Origin of the sequence: Streptomyces sp. IBSBF 2435 (assembly GCF_036815005.1) — a bacterium.
Classification (GTDB): Bacteria; Actinomycetota; Actinomycetes; order Streptomycetales; family Streptomycetaceae; genus Actinacidiphila.
The window spans coordinates 1-13,478 of the sequence record NZ_JAJSYW010000196.1 but is presented as its reverse complement, the minus strand read 5'-3'; the positions used below and the strand labels follow the sequence as shown (position 1 = coordinate 13,478).

The 13,478-nt window shown below is 68.4% G+C and carries 9 protein-coding genes; 4 read left to right on the top strand and 5 right to left on the bottom strand.

All coding sequences use genetic code 11. The features are described from left to right. Positions 1–1,061 precede the first annotated feature (1,061 nt). Complete coding sequence (locus V7E46_RS28415; protein WP_333771087.1) at positions 1,062–6,875, bottom strand: TIR domain-containing protein; 5,814 nt, start codon at positions 6,873–6,875, stop codon at positions 1,062–1,064. A gap of 189 nt (positions 6,876–7,064) precedes the next feature. Here V7E46_RS28415 and V7E46_RS28410 point away from each other — a divergent pair, with 189 nt between their 5' ends. After that, positions 7,065–8,228, top strand: a complete 1,164-nt coding sequence (locus tag V7E46_RS28410) for an SLC13 family permease (protein ID WP_443054373.1) — start codon at positions 7,065–7,067, stop codon at positions 8,226–8,228. A gap of 33 nt (positions 8,229–8,261) precedes the next feature. Here V7E46_RS28410 and V7E46_RS28405 read toward each other — a convergent pair whose 3' ends face one another. From V7E46_RS28405 to V7E46_RS28395, 3 genes are all read right to left on the bottom strand, one after another. Continuing rightward, positions 8,262–9,101, bottom strand: coding sequence for an inositol monophosphatase family protein (locus V7E46_RS28405; RefSeq protein ID WP_333771085.1), 840 nt, complete (start codon positions 9,099–9,101; stop codon positions 8,262–8,264). Further along, on the bottom strand, positions 9,064–9,633 hold the full coding sequence (locus tag V7E46_RS28400) for a hypothetical protein (protein WP_333771084.1): 570 nt from the start codon (positions 9,631–9,633) through the stop codon (positions 9,064–9,066). The genes V7E46_RS28405 and V7E46_RS28400 overlap by 38 nt, the downstream gene beginning before the upstream one ends. 156 nt (positions 9,634–9,789) lie before the next feature. Continuing rightward, a complete protein-coding gene (locus V7E46_RS28395; protein ID WP_333771083.1) occupies positions 9,790–10,722 on the bottom strand; it encodes a hypothetical protein in 933 nt (310 codons plus the stop codon). Positions 10,723–10,899: 177 nt separating this feature from the next. On the opposite strand from V7E46_RS28395, the gene V7E46_RS28390 reads away from it, so the two are divergent. From V7E46_RS28390 to V7E46_RS28380, 3 genes are all read left to right on the top strand, one after another. Further along, entirely contained in the window at positions 10,900–11,412 is a 513-nt protein-coding gene (locus V7E46_RS28390; protein ID WP_333771081.1) for an NUDIX hydrolase, read from the top strand. Between the two features lie 104 nt (positions 11,413–11,516). After that, positions 11,517–11,798 carry a hypothetical protein gene (locus V7E46_RS28385; protein ID WP_333771080.1) on the top strand — a complete coding sequence of 94 codons (282 nt, stop codon included), beginning with the start codon at positions 11,517–11,519 and terminating at the stop codon, positions 11,796–11,798. Positions 11,799–11,915: 117 nt separating this feature from the next. Next, positions 11,916–12,245: a hypothetical protein gene (locus V7E46_RS28380; protein WP_333771079.1), complete on the top strand. Its 330-nt coding sequence runs from the start codon at positions 11,916–11,918 to the stop codon at positions 12,243–12,245. 692 nt (positions 12,246–12,937) lie between these two features. Here V7E46_RS28380 and V7E46_RS28375 read toward each other — a convergent pair. After that, positions 12,938–13,478: hypothetical protein (locus V7E46_RS28375; RefSeq protein ID WP_333771078.1), on the bottom strand; the 541-nt coding region annotated here is incomplete at its 5' end.

Genomic DNA, 13,478 nt, shown 5'->3' with positions numbered 1-13,478 from the left:
AACACCCCAACTGGGGCTACCTGACCCCGCACGAGACCCGACAGCGGCACACCATCGCCGCATAAGAACGAGTGTCCGAGATCACGGGGAAACTTCAGCACTGCCGTGGACCGGCCGTCACGATGATCAAGGTCTCGATCCTCTGACCAGCCGAAACAGGAACTCATGGCACCGTCCACCACCCGCCGTCACGATCCCGCCAGCCCTCGTAATGCGTAGGTCTCGGGTTCGAATCCCGAAGGCGGTTCTGAGGTGAACCCCAGGTCGGGCCTCTGACCTGGGGTTTCTTGTTTTGGTTGACCGTGTAATCCGGGCTGAACGGACACGCGCGGTCTGCGCGCCGCGATGCGTGGGCAGGCAGCCGTCATGAGCCTCGGTGGACATCCGGTGGACAGGCGTGCACGGCACTCCGTCAGGACTTCGGCTGCCGGTAGGCCGGCTTGTGGAATGCGACCGTCATTGATGTGAGGGCCGGCGGCATCGGGGTTGTCCGGTTCTGGCGGATCTCCCGGCTGCTTGGAGTCCCGTTGAAGACCACGTCCTCCAGCACGCGCAGTACCGATCGCGCAGGCGTTGAAGAAGCTGCTGCGTTGGTGCTGCGGGAGAACCGGCCTATTTCAGGGTGAGACTGAATAAAGAGGTTCGGTGGGTCCCGGCAGTCCTGGATTCGCCTCGTGCGCAGGCCTTGCCCGCCATCGGGCCCCTGAACCCCGACAGCGTCCCGGGCCGCGTAAAGCGCCGTGCTCACCGAACCGCCGCGGTTGCCCGGACTTCGGCTCAGGCGGCGGGCGTTCGCCGTACTGTGACGCCATGGCGAATCGTGGAGGCGTGCGTCGGAGCGCCTGGGCCGAGTTCGTGCCCTTCCTCTCCTTCGATGGTCGGCTCACCCCGGCCAACAACTGACCCCACAACAACTAAGATCAGCCGTCAGCTGGACACACCCGCCCCTATACCGACGGGGCCATGGCCACGCCCACGGTGCGACGGCATGGGCGTGCAGTGCCTTCTACCGGTATCGCACAGCGCGTCCCGGCGCGCGGGACGGGAGGGCCTTCGGCGATCTACAACGCCGCGTCGAGGGCCAGTCTTCGACCCCCGGGAAGATGGCCGTCCAGTTCGCCGGGCAGGAAGCGTGCCATTCCCACCACATGCCAGAACTCGCCCTCGACATCGCCTTCACTCTTGTATCCGCCCTCCGGGGTGAGCGTCGCCCACCCGGTGGATGTGCCGATCATCGTGGCCTTGAGTGCGACCGACACCTCTCGGGGGAACGCGCCGAAGGCCGCTTCCAGGCGCCACAGCCTGACCGTTCCGTCATCGGAGCCGCTGGCGAGCAGCGTGCCATCCGGGCTGAAGGCGACGGAGTAGATGCGTCCGTGGTGGCCGCTGAGGAGCATTCTCTCCGCTCCGCTGTCCACGTCCCACAGCCGGATCGTGTGGTCGTCGCCGGCCGTGGCGAGCAGCGGCAGCGACGGGTGAGCGGCCGCGGACCACAGCTTGCCTCGGTGGCCCCGCAGCACATGCCGGGGCGCCCCCCCGCGCCAGATGATGGCGGTGCCGTCCCAGGAGGCGCTGCCGAGCCACGCACCGTCCGCGCCGAAAGCGACGCCGTAGACGCGGTCGTCATGGGCCAGCATCTCGCTGACCGGCTGGCCGCCTTGTGCTAGCCACACCCGGACCCGGCAGTCGTCGCATCCCGTCGCAAGGAGGCGGCCGTCCGCGGAGAACGCGATCGACCGGACCCGCCCCCGATGACCGCTGAGTTCGGCGAAGCCCGAGCCACTGCTGCGCCACCAGAGGCGGACCGTGTCGTCATCGTTCGCTGTGGCGAGCGTGTTGCCGTCTGGGCTGAACGCCTCGGCCCAGGTGTGGTCGGTCTCCACGTCCAGTTCGCGGGGCGGGCCTTCCGCCTCGGTGTTACGCAGGTAGACCTTGCCGCTGCTGCCTGCGGTAGCGAGGTAGGGTCCCGATCCGCTGAACACCGCGGACACCAGCCGGTCGCCCTGGCCTTCGAGGGCGTTCAGGTGCCGGCCGGATCGTGTGTCCCACAGGCGAACCACGCCGTCGCTGCCGCAACTCGCCAACCTCAGCCCGGAGGCGTCGAACGCCACGGCGTTGATCCGTCTGCCGTGGCCACGCAGGATCGGCTTTCCCTGGCCCGTCTCGGCGTCCCAGATCTGCACCACACCGTCCGCGCCTGCCGTCACCATCTGGCTGTCGTCGCGCCGGAACCTGCACGCCCAGGCCGAGCCCTGGTGCGAGGGCGGCTGCAGGTGTGCCGGTGACGCCTCGTGCCAGTCCCTACCCTCGGTGATCTGCCACAGGCGCACGGAGCCGTCGCTGTCGCAGGCGGCGAGCTGGCGGCCGTTGGACCGGAAGACGACCTGGTAGACGGGACCGGATCCCTGTTCGAGCGGCTGTCCCGCCAGGCCTGTCCTCGGATCCCACAGCCGCACCTGGCCCGACGTGTCCCCGCTGGCAAGGAGGTCGCCCCCGGGATGGAAATCGAGCGTGTACACCTTACCGGTGTGGCCGGTGAGCACATGCAGCAGATCCGCCCCTGCGGTCTCCCAGATCCGGACCACACCGTGATCGTCGACACCTTGGTCCGCGGTCGCCAACAATGTGCCGTCAGGGCTGAAGCGCACGCGGTACACCGCTCCGTGATGGCCGGAAAGAGCGTGCCTGAGAGTCCCGGTCGCGGTGTCCCACAGCCGCACCGTGCCACCCGAGTCGCCGGTGGCCAACGTGCGACCGTCGGGGCTGAAGACCGCGCTGTACGTGGGCGCGATATGGCCCGCGAGGTCGTGCAGCGGTGTGCCCGTCGCGGTGTTCCAGATCCGGACCAGGCCGTCGCTGTCTCCGGTGGCGAGCAGGTCGCCCGCGTCGTCGAGCGCGACCGGCCATACGCCGCGTGGGTGAACATGCAGGACTGACAGGCACCGGCCCGATACCGGGTCCCACAGTCGGACCGTTCCGTCGGCGCTGCCGGTGGCCAGCACCGCGGCCCGGAACTTGACGGCGTACACCCGATCGAGGTGACCGTGGAGCGTACGCAGCGCCTCCCCGTTCTCCGGAGCGCACACCAGTACGCTGCCGTCTTCGCTTCCCACGGCGAGCAGTTCGCCGTCCGGGCTGTAGGCGATGGGCTCTGGGAGCCTGCCGGTGCGCGTGTCGAAGCCGTACGGGACGCTGAGCACCGCGGGCCGCAAGGCGGTCTCCAGCGGCAGGTCCGGTGCGATTGTGGCTGTGGCCAGCTCCGGCGAGGAACGGGCAGGTTCGTCCAGACGGGTCCCGATGACCACGGCGCGACGCCAGTTGCCCCCCGCCACGGTGGCTCCCCGAAGGTTGGCTCCGATAAGCCGTGCGCGGCGCATGTCCGCGCCGCCCAGGTCGCAACCATGCAGATCGGCGCCGTCCAGACGGGCTCCGCTCAGCCGCGCATCGCGCAGGACGGCGCCGGCCAGGTTCGCGCCGGTCAGCTGGGAATCGGCCAGGTTCGCACCGGTGAGATCAAGGCCGGACAGGTCGCGGCCGGACAGGTCCTCGCCGGGGAGGCGGACTCCGCGCAGGTCCGCGTCGGCCGGGACACGCAGCCGCTCCTTCACGTGAAAGGCGTTGGCGCGTGCGGCCTGGGACAGGTCGTCTCCAGGATTTTCCACGATGCGCCGCGCCCAGGCGGAGGACAGGTCCTGGTCGGCGAGGTCGCAGAAGAACTCAATTGCCAGCGGCGACAGTTGGCGGAGGCCGAGAACCGTTTCGTCCCGCTGTCCGAGACGACGAGCCGCCTCGCGTGCCACGAGCCATTCGATCACCGACTCGTGGATGAAGTGGAAGATGCCGTCATCGACGCGCACCAGCATGGTGCCGGCCCCGACCGCCTGCGTCTGCTGGGAGAAGAGGTCGCCCGCGTCCCACCGGCCGAACGTCCGCGTGACGATATCGGTGAGTTCGTCGAGACGCAGACTGCTCTGGCCGCTCTCCCACAGGCGTAGGGCGATCGCCGTGACGACTGCCCACATGGCCTCCAGGTCCAGGCCGGGCGCGGCTCCAGGTCCCCCCTGTCCGCGTCGTTCTTCGTAGCTGAGCCAGCCGGTGAAGACGTCCTCGTACAACTTCGCGGCGCTCAGCGCACGGCCGGACTCGGCGACCGCGCGCAGATGGTTCTCGTCGAGGGCGGCCACGAAGCTGAGCAGCCGCGGGTTGGCGCACAGTGCGAGCAACTGCGGTACGCGCTCCAGCAGGTGGAAGCGCCGCACGGCGTCTTCCTCGTCGCCGTACAGGTTGACCAGGAAGCGCAGGATCTGGTCCGGGATGAAGCCCTGCACCGAGAACAGGCGTCGCTGGGCCAGCAGTTCGACCCGTTCTCCCAGCGGGGTGAGGACCTGTTCGGTAGAGCGGAAGTGCTGGGTGCGGCCGCTGATGACGATCTTGGCGCGGTCGACCGCTGCGTCCAGCAGTGTGTGCAGATGTTCCGCGGCCCGCTCGTAGCTGACCCGGTTGACCAGTTCGTCGAAACCGTCGAAGAGCAGCACCACGCGGCCCTGGGCGAGCATATAACGCAGTGCGCGCAGATCGATCATGTCGACATCGTGGTTGGCCAGGTGGGACGCCACCAGGCCGTGCAGGCTGTGGGATCGGTCCAGGCTGCGCAGCGGTATGAGCAGCGGCACCAGATGAGGCAGCCTCAGTGGGATGAGACGGGCGAGCTGGCGCAGCGCGAAGGTCTTGCCGTGGCCGAAGTTTCCCAGGAGAAGGACGACACGCCCCTGGTCGGTCGCCAGCTGCCTCAGCATCTCTTCGACGAGATCGTCCTTCTCCTCGCTCCCTGGATGCAGTTCGTCCCTGAAGCGCTGTGGCAGGTAGAGGCTCGGGGCGTATGCCTTGTCGCTGTCGAGTGCGGCGGTCTGTGCGGCGACATATTCCCGCAGGTCCAGTAATCCCTGGAGCTCGGGGAAGCTGCGCATCCGCACGCCCCCGCGGGCGGCACGCTCGCGCAGGCTGCGTTCGGGCGGCAGACCGTTGAAGACCAACTCGGCCTCGGCGGCTGCATCGTCGGCGTGGGCCTGGGCCATGAAGTGGTCGAGGTCGGCCGCGCCGGGGGTCCCGGGGTGGACAGCGATGCGCTGCAGACGCACCACGCCCTCTTCGTCCCACGCCGCGAACACCTGGACCAGGTCGCCGGGCGCCGTCCGCTGGACGTCCCGCAGCCGCACCCCCGACTGGCGGGCGCGAAGCACCTCCTTGACCCGCTCGGCCAGTTCCTCGGCGGGATCGGTGACGGCACGGTTGTGCAGGAGACTGGCGGTGGGCGAAGGCGGTTCTGTGTCGTCTGCCTCCTGGGGCAGCCGGGGCGCCGAACGCCACTGGACCGGGAACAACGTCGGCTCGCCGTCGCTCCGCGGCGTCCACCGTTCCACCCCCGCGGCGCCGACCCGCAGGACGGTGAACCGTGCCGGGCCGGCCGCCCCGAAGGCCGGCAGTTGGCCCGAGGCGCACGGCAACATCTGGTGATCCGGCCGGCCGCCGGTCGAACCCGGACCACCACTCGGGCCGTGCAGCAGCATGTGCAGCCGGGGTGCGAGCAACCGCTGGAACACGTCGACGTCCTGGAGCAGCCCGGGGCCACCGTTCTCCGCGGCGGGAACTCCGGCGACCAGCGGATGGCGTACGACCCCGATCCGCAGCCATCCTTCCTTCTCGTAGTCGCGCAGCACTTCGGCGAACCATGCCGCCTGGGCTCGCCCGAGTTTGCCGAACTGGTCCTCCGGGCGGTGCGTGCAGGCGATCGAGGAGTTGAAACCGGCGACCACGGTGGCCAGTTCGGGCAGCGGGAGCAGGGTCCAGGGCTGGTCGCTGTCGAAGACCGCATCCACTCCCTGGTAGAACTCTCGGAACATGCGGCTGAAGTGCCGCCATTTCGGCCAGTACGGGGGCCGAGGGGACTCCTCGTCCGCTGTGCAGGTGTGGAAGTACGCCTGGCTCGCCGCGTGGTTCACGTCCTGATTGCCGGGCACGACGAGAACGCTTCCGGCTGGCAGGTTCAGCTGCGCCCGCAGTCCGTTGAGGAAGGCCAGGGACTGCTCGCAGGCCCGCGGCGAGCCCGATGCGGTGAGATCGCCGGTGACCACCGCGAGGTCCGGTGGCGGCGCGCCGGAGTCCTGCAACTCGATCAGGTCGCCCTGGATCTCGCGGAGGAGCTCTTCCGGATCGAGACCGCGGCCGAATTCCGGACCGGCGAGCTGGAGGACCGTCACCGCGTTCCGCCGGGGCCTGGCAGGTAACGCCAGTGGGTACGGTGGGACAGTCAGGAGCGGCCCCCGGCCTGCCCTCCTGCCGACGGCGGACGATGCCGCGTCGGATGGGGCGGCATCCGTGAGGACGGCGGGATCGTGCCCGCTGCCTGGGAACGGCGGTGCGCTGTCAGGGCGCGCATGTCCGTCGAGGGCCTGCTCGATGCGGGTCAACAACATGGCCCGCGCGGCATTTGCGTCCGTGACTCCGACAAGGTCCACATAGGTGATCATGGCGAGGAGCCCCTCCACCGGGGCCTCGTCCACTCTGACGGTCAGTAGACGCCGGTCGGGACGGTCGGGGTCGGCGCGTAGCGCGGCCTGCCATTCCATGCGCCCGTACCGGGACGCCGCGTAGTGACCGGAGAGCACGGCCACCACGGCGACGGACCCGGTCAGGCCGCGGTCCATGGAGTCGATGAAGTTCATCCCCGCGACGAAGTCCCACGCCTGGAAGACGGTGCGGTATCCGGCCTGTTCCAGGGTTCCGGCGATCCACGCGGCCCACCGCTCATCGGCCGGCGAGTAGCTGATGAAGAAGGTGACCGGCCGGTCCGGCGTCGCCACGCTGTCGCTCTGCATCCAGTCATTTTAGGGGCCATAAGCCGGGGGGAAACGGTACACAATCAGCCAAATATCTCCACCGCTGGCAGGTTGTTCCAGGTTGGCGGCGAACGGGAATGAACGCGAGTCGTCCTGCAGGCGAGTCTTTTCCCGGCACGGCTTGTATGCCATTCTGTCGCCGTGCTGTCATTAAAACGCGTGGACCCTTTGGACTGGTTTGCCGGGGCGCTGCTCTTATGTGGTTTGATATGCGTGGCCACAGGTTTGCTGCCGATCCGCACCGCGGAAGAAGCGACCCGTCGCATTGTCCCTTTGCTGGTGTTTCTCGCCGCCGTCATCGTATTGGCCGAACTCGTCGGACGGGCCGAGGTTTTCGACCTCGTCGCGGGAGGGATCGCCCGGACTGGGAGAGGGAGCTATGGGCGCCTTTTCGTCCTGTGCGTGCTGTTCGCATCCGTTACTGCCACCGTCTTGAACCTCGACACCACGGCTGTGCTGCTCACGCCCGTGATGCTGGCCATGGCGAAAAGGGTGGGAATTGCGGCCGTACCGCTGGCGATGACCACGGTCTGGCTCGCCAATACCGCCAGTCTGCTCCTGCCGGTCTCCAATCTGACCAACCTGCTGGCGGCTGATCGTGTCGGGCTGTCGGCCGGCGGCATGGCGGCCAGGATGTGGGCTCCGCAGATCGCGGCCCTCACGGCGACGACCGTCTGCCTGTGGGTGTTCTACTGGCGGCGTGGCCGACGCGGAGCCGACGCTTACGTGCCGCCCACCACTTTTCGGCCGGCCGATCCGGTGCTTTTCTGGACCTCCGCGACGACCTGTGTCGCGTTTCTGGCAGCCATCCTCCTGACGCCCGTTCCGCTGTGGGCGGATGCTCTCGCGGCGATGTCCGTGGTGTCGGTCATGTTCGCCGTGAAGCGGCCAGGAGAGCTCACTGTCGTGCTCGTGCCGTGGCGGCTGCTGGCCATGGTTCCGGGCATGTTCCTGGTGCTGGAGACCATCGACGCCCATGGGATGCATCGCGTTCTGACCTGGGCGGTGGGCGCCGGCGGGGGAGCGGCGGCCTTGATGCGTACCGCGGCGGCCGGGGCGGCGCTGTCCAACGCCCTCAACAACCTCCCGGTCTACCTCGCCGGGGAGGCGGCGGTCCCCGTCAACCAGCACGACCAGCTGCTCGCCCTGCTCGTGGGCACCAACGTCGGTCCGCTGGTGTCGCCGTGGGCGTCCCTGGCGACGCTGCTGTGGTTCGAGCGCTGCCGGGGCCAGGGAGTGCGGATTCCGCTGCCCCGATTCATCGCCACCGGTCTAGTACTCGCCGTGACCGGGACGGCGGCGGCTTGCGGAGCCCTCATCCTCACGGGCTGACGGCTCTTGTCCGACGAGCCGCCGCCAAGCGCGTCATCGGGCCGGCTGAGCGGCGCTCCCACGTGTGACCTCCAGCAGCCTGCCCAGCGCTTCGGGACGGCCTGCGACGAAGCAGCGGGTGGAGTCGGGTCCGGCGAAGCCCACGCGGAACTCCTCGCCCTCCAGGGTCCTGAACTGCACACCGGCTTCGGTGGCGAGAAGGGCGCCGGGTGGGAAGTCGACCGCCTCGGCGCAGTACCCGACGAATCCGTCGATGCTTCCTCGAGCCAGCATCGCCCAGCCGAGCAAGGGAGCCCACAACGGCAGTACGCGATGGGTGAGGCCGTCGAGCCTGCGGCGTAAGTCCGCGGCAAGCGCGTCGTCCTTCGGCACAGCGTGGCCCTGTGTCCACGCCACCACCAGGCGCGGTTCTGAGGCCCGGGGGCGAGCACTGAGCGGCTGACCGTTGCGGAAGAGACCGCTACCGAGCCTCGCGTGCCAGGTGGTACCGGTATGCGGTTCGTGGACCACGCCCATTTCCGGCGCATCATCGACGCACAGCCCGATGCCCACGGCGTAGACCGGCAGGCCGATGGCGACGTTGTTGCTTCCGTCCAACGGGTCCACCAGCCATGTCCGGGACGATGGGCCCCCGATCGGTCCGGCCTCCTCCGACAGGATCCGGTCCTGCGGGAATGCCGTCCGCAACCGATCGAGGATGATCCGCTCGGACGCCAGGTCGAGTTCGGTCACGACATCCCCGTCGTGGCCCTTCGGGTGCACCGCGCCGATGTCGTGGAAGCGCGACCGCAGGAGATCCCCAGCCTCTTGGGCCGCGGCAAGGGCGATCCGCAACTCACGGCCGTGCGGTTCGAATTCGTCCGGACGAGACATCCTGGGCATCGATCCTCCTGAGAGCGGTGCGTACTGCCGCCACGGTCTGCTGCCGGTCGCACAACTCCCGTACCGAGCGAACGGCGTCACCGTGGAGCGGACCCAGTGCGAGGTCGGTTCCGCCAGGTAGCACGTTGCCCAGGACCAATGTGGCCGCGAAGCAACCGTCCGGGACCGTCGTTGTGTGGAATTCACCGGGTCTGACCATGTATACGTCACCGTAGTGGTTGGTCTGTGCCGCTCGCAGCTCACTGCTCACCACCCGAGCCGTCGGGCGCACGTCATCGGTGCCGTCGGGATCGCTGCGCACCTCGAACACCCGGTGAGTCGGGCTGGCCACACCTTCGATGACGTCCACCGAGCAGTTGGTCACCCGGCCGTGGAGCACCAGGCTGGTGAGGGCCCAACTGTGGGCGTGCACCAGCGACTCGGACGGGCCGGGCGCCATGTCGTCGTCGAAGAGGTGCACGCACACTCCGTTCACACCGTCCCTCATCAGCGGCAGGCACAGGAAGCCCAGCGGATGCCGCACGGCAAGGACATTCCCCTGGCCGCCGACGATACGGCGGAGCGCCCGCACGCTCAGGTCGCACGCAGTCTCCGGTCCCCCCGCCGAACGGAGCATACGGCCGATCGGATCGAAGTCCACAGATTGCGTCAGGTCCATGGCGCTTCGCTGCCTGTCCTCTCAGATCGGGTAAGGGTTTTCGGGGCGCAATGCCTTCTGCACGATGTCTCCCACATCGGTATCGGTGAAAGAGGGGGGAAGGGCCAGGCCGAGCCCGGAGAAGAAGTCCCGGGCCTGGCCGACCGTCGGGTTCTCGTTCAGCGACACGGCGGACGTCAGCAAAATGGTCTTTGCCTGGACCTTGCTCTGCTCCAGCTCCATCATCAGGTACCCGTGGAGCGGATGATTCTTCGGCACCATCAGGCCCGGTTTGGCGGGATCGTCCTGAGTGATCACCAGATGCGTCTCGGATCCGTCGAACCGCAGGGCGGGCGCGGTCGAGGAGAGGGAGATGTGAACGACCGCGCGCGGCAGCCGCTGGCGGTGCAGAGCGGCGGCGAGAATGGTCGCGTACGATTCCTTGCTGGTCCGCTTCGGTGTCCATGCCTCGACATCGCGCGGCCCGATCCTGGCATATTGACTGCGAAAATTCGCGTAGGCATTGCAGGCAGGCTCGTGTGTGGGATCGACGATTTCGATGTTTAGTGTGAGACTTGTGCGGTTCAATCTCGCCCGCTCCACGCAGAGCGGCAACGTCACCGCGCGTAGATACGTACCTGTACCGCCCTTGAAGAACCAGGTCGTGTTCTGCTCCCGGGCCCTTTGGAGTTCCTCGCTGATTTCGTTGCGGCCGAGCAGTTTCACCGTATCCGGCGCGGGCATGGCCTGGCGGACCTCTCCCAGGCCCGCGAGTAGCTCCGACTGCAGGCGGCGCTGGCGCAAGGAGGCGGCGGCCAGCGCGCCGAGCACCAGCACCGTCGCGCCGGATGTCGCCTTGGCGCCGAGAGCATCACCGAAGAGATCCATGACACCGACCGTCAGCGAGCCGGCCAACGCGAGCAGAAGCTCGATGTTCTTGACAATCCAGTCCAGACGTCGTGACGGCGGTGCCATCGAAACTCCCAATCTCCCTGCGGGAGGGACAAGCGTAGGGTTGCCGCGCGTGCGCTCGCCAGGGCGCCTTCAAGCCAACCGGGGCCGCCGTATTCGGAGGCAGGCCGTCCGTATAGTGGTGTGACTTTCATAGCGGTTCGGGTGCGATGCCCCGCCCCTCTTCCGTATCCTCCAGCTATGGCGACCCCGCAATTCATCGTGGACATCCGCGCGAGGGCGGGGGCGATCCTCCTCTTCCTGCCGGGTGTGGTCACGGTGGTGTTCGATGAAACCGGCAGAGTTCTGCTCAACCGGCGCACCGACACCGGGCGATGGGCACTGATCAGCGGTATCCCCGACCCTGGCGAGCAACCGGCCGAGGCCGCCGTGCGCGAGATCCATGAGGAGACCGGAATACGGGCGGTACCGGAGCGAATCCTCGGCGTCTTCACCAACGAACCGGTGATCTACGGCAACGGTGACCGCTCGCAGTACATCGACATCGTGCTGCAGTGCCGCGCTGTCGGCGGCGAGGCCCGCGTCAACGACGAGGAATCGCTTGAGGTGCGGTGGTACGCGCCGGGCGCGCTTCCTCCGCTCTCCGAGAACGACGGTATGTGGATCGAGAGGGCACTGCGCGAGGATCCGGCATGGTTCGCCCCCGCCGCCCCACCCGCTTCCTGGGTCGGTTCGCTTGAGACCGGCGCTTGAGTCCGGCGCTTGAGACCAGGACTCACCTGCCGCAGCCCACCACCCAGGCGTCCTGACCGAACCATCCGGCAGGTGCTCGGTCACAGCACCCGAGGAGCACATCGATGGGTTTCACGCTCTACTGGCGTCCAGGAACACGGCTTCCGAAGACCGAGCTGCCCGACGACCTCAAACGTGAACTCGCACGCCTCTACTGGGACCACGATGGCGGAGGCCGGGACGGGAGTGAATGCGAGCTCACCGACAAGGACATACCCGGACTCGAAAAACTTGCCGCCCAGGGCGTCACGGGCGCGCAAACTCTGATCTCCGCGATCCGCGCCAGCGACAACCGCGTCGTGATCTGGATCAGCGGGCCGACGACGCCGCCACGCCGCACCCGCTGACCCGCCCGCGGTGAGGACGCGTCGCGTCGCCGCGGCGGAAGCCCCGGAGAACGCTGCTTCCGCCGACGCCGACGCCGACGCCGACGCCGACGCCGCGCAGCACCGCACACGCTGCCGGTGCCCGTACCCGTCACCCGCGTGCGGGGGAGCCGGTCCGCCCAGAAGCTCGCCTGGGAGAACAAGACCGCCAAGGGCTTCAACACCACCGACGTGCCGATGGAGTTCGGCCTCTCGACCGCCGAGATCGGCGAAGCCTTCACCGCTTGGCGCAAGGGCCTCCCCGACTTCGGCGGGGAGCTGGCCGACGTCTTCCTCTACCTGGTGGCCCTGGCCGAGATGAACGGCATCGACCTCGGCGACGAGGTGGCCCACAAGATCGACAAGAACTCCCGCCGCGTCTACGAACGCAACGACCGCGGAGTGCCGATCAGGATCAGCGAAGGCTAGCCACGCGTACCCCGCCACGCTCGACGCCCGCACCGGAGTCCTGGAGCCGTCTGCTTCCGTTGCCCGGTAGCGGTGTCTGCGTGAGCCTTGCGTGCGCGGACGACGCAGCATCCAGGCCCCGGTCGGCGCGAGGACTCCGGCTGACCTGCGGGGGCGAGTTCGACGTGGGCGGCCGGGGCGGAGGTGGTGATCTGCCGGCTGATGGCGTCGCTGAGTGCTGCCCGTTGCGTGGTCTTGGGGCGCGGCCGGGGCGCCGGGCCGGTCGCGTGGCGGGTCGGCGGCTTGGCGTTCGAGGGCGCCTTCGGGCCGCTCGGCGCGCAGGTGTACTCGGTGCTCTTCCACGGGACGGTGGCGGGTTCCGTGAGACACCGGGCCAGCCGCTCGCTCCCGCAGCTCCTCCCGCCAGCGGACCCGGAGACAACGGTCCGGAGCGGGGCTACTGCGGGCGTTCCCTTTCGGACAGCATCCGCCGGCGGGCTCATCCGCACGGCCTTCGTCGTGATCGCGTGCGCCGTGGTCGGAGCACGCGATCAGACGAAGGCCGCGCCCGCGGCCGGCGGATTCCCCGGGGGGTGACTCAGTTTGAGACACCATTCGAGGCCGAAAGATAAAGAACGGGCATAGAAACCGCCGGAAAAACCGTGCAACCCTGCCCCGGAACACCTTTCCGGAAGCGGATCATCCGACGCGGATCAGCCCTGGTTGAGAATCGAGAACCGGCCTTCGACGTTGATCGCGGCGTTGCTCAGGTTCCTGATGGTGATCCAGTAGGTGATGTAGTCGACCGACGAGCGCTCGACCGCCCAGCTCGAATCGACCTGGATCACCCCGGAGGACGGGCTCGTCGACACGGCATACCAGATGACATGCCAACTGGCGGGCCAGTTGAAGGTGAACCACCGGCCGCTCGTCAGCGCCGAGAGCGTCCCGGTGAACTGCACACCGGTCTGCGTGGCGTGCGGGGTGACCACCCCGGCTCTGGCGGCTCCGGCGGCCGGACCGCCGTTGCGGGCGGACGTGATGTCCGCGTCCGACACGTCGCCTGCCTGCGGCGATGCCTGCGCCGCGCCCACGCCGCCGAACAGCATGAGCGGAGCCGCCACCCCCGCGGAGAACAGACTGCCGCGCAGCAGACCTCGGCGATCGAGTGGTGATGCCATGAAGGGCCTCCGGAGAATCTCGATGTCGTGCATGCCGGTCGGCGCCTCCCGCCGACCCCGATCGGCGCCCCCG

Excerpts from the sequence above, each read along its gene's own strand:
- V7E46_RS28415 (WP_333771087.1), bottom strand. The coding sequence starts at position 6,875 with ATGCAGAGCGACAGCGTGGCGACGCCGGACCGGCCGGTCACCTTCTTC.
- V7E46_RS28390 (WP_333771081.1), top strand. The coding sequence starts at position 10,900 with ATGGCGACCCCGCAATTCATCGTGGACATCCGCGCGAGGGCGGGGGCG.
- V7E46_RS28405 (WP_333771085.1), bottom strand. The coding sequence starts at position 9,101 with ATGTCTCGTCCGGACGAATTCGAACCGCACGGCCGTGAGTTGCGGATC.
- V7E46_RS28395 (WP_333771083.1), bottom strand. The coding sequence starts at position 10,722 with ATGGCACCGCCGTCACGACGTCTGGACTGGATTGTCAAGAACATCGAG.
- V7E46_RS28385 (WP_333771080.1), top strand. The coding sequence starts at position 11,517 with ATGGGTTTCACGCTCTACTGGCGTCCAGGAACACGGCTTCCGAAGACC.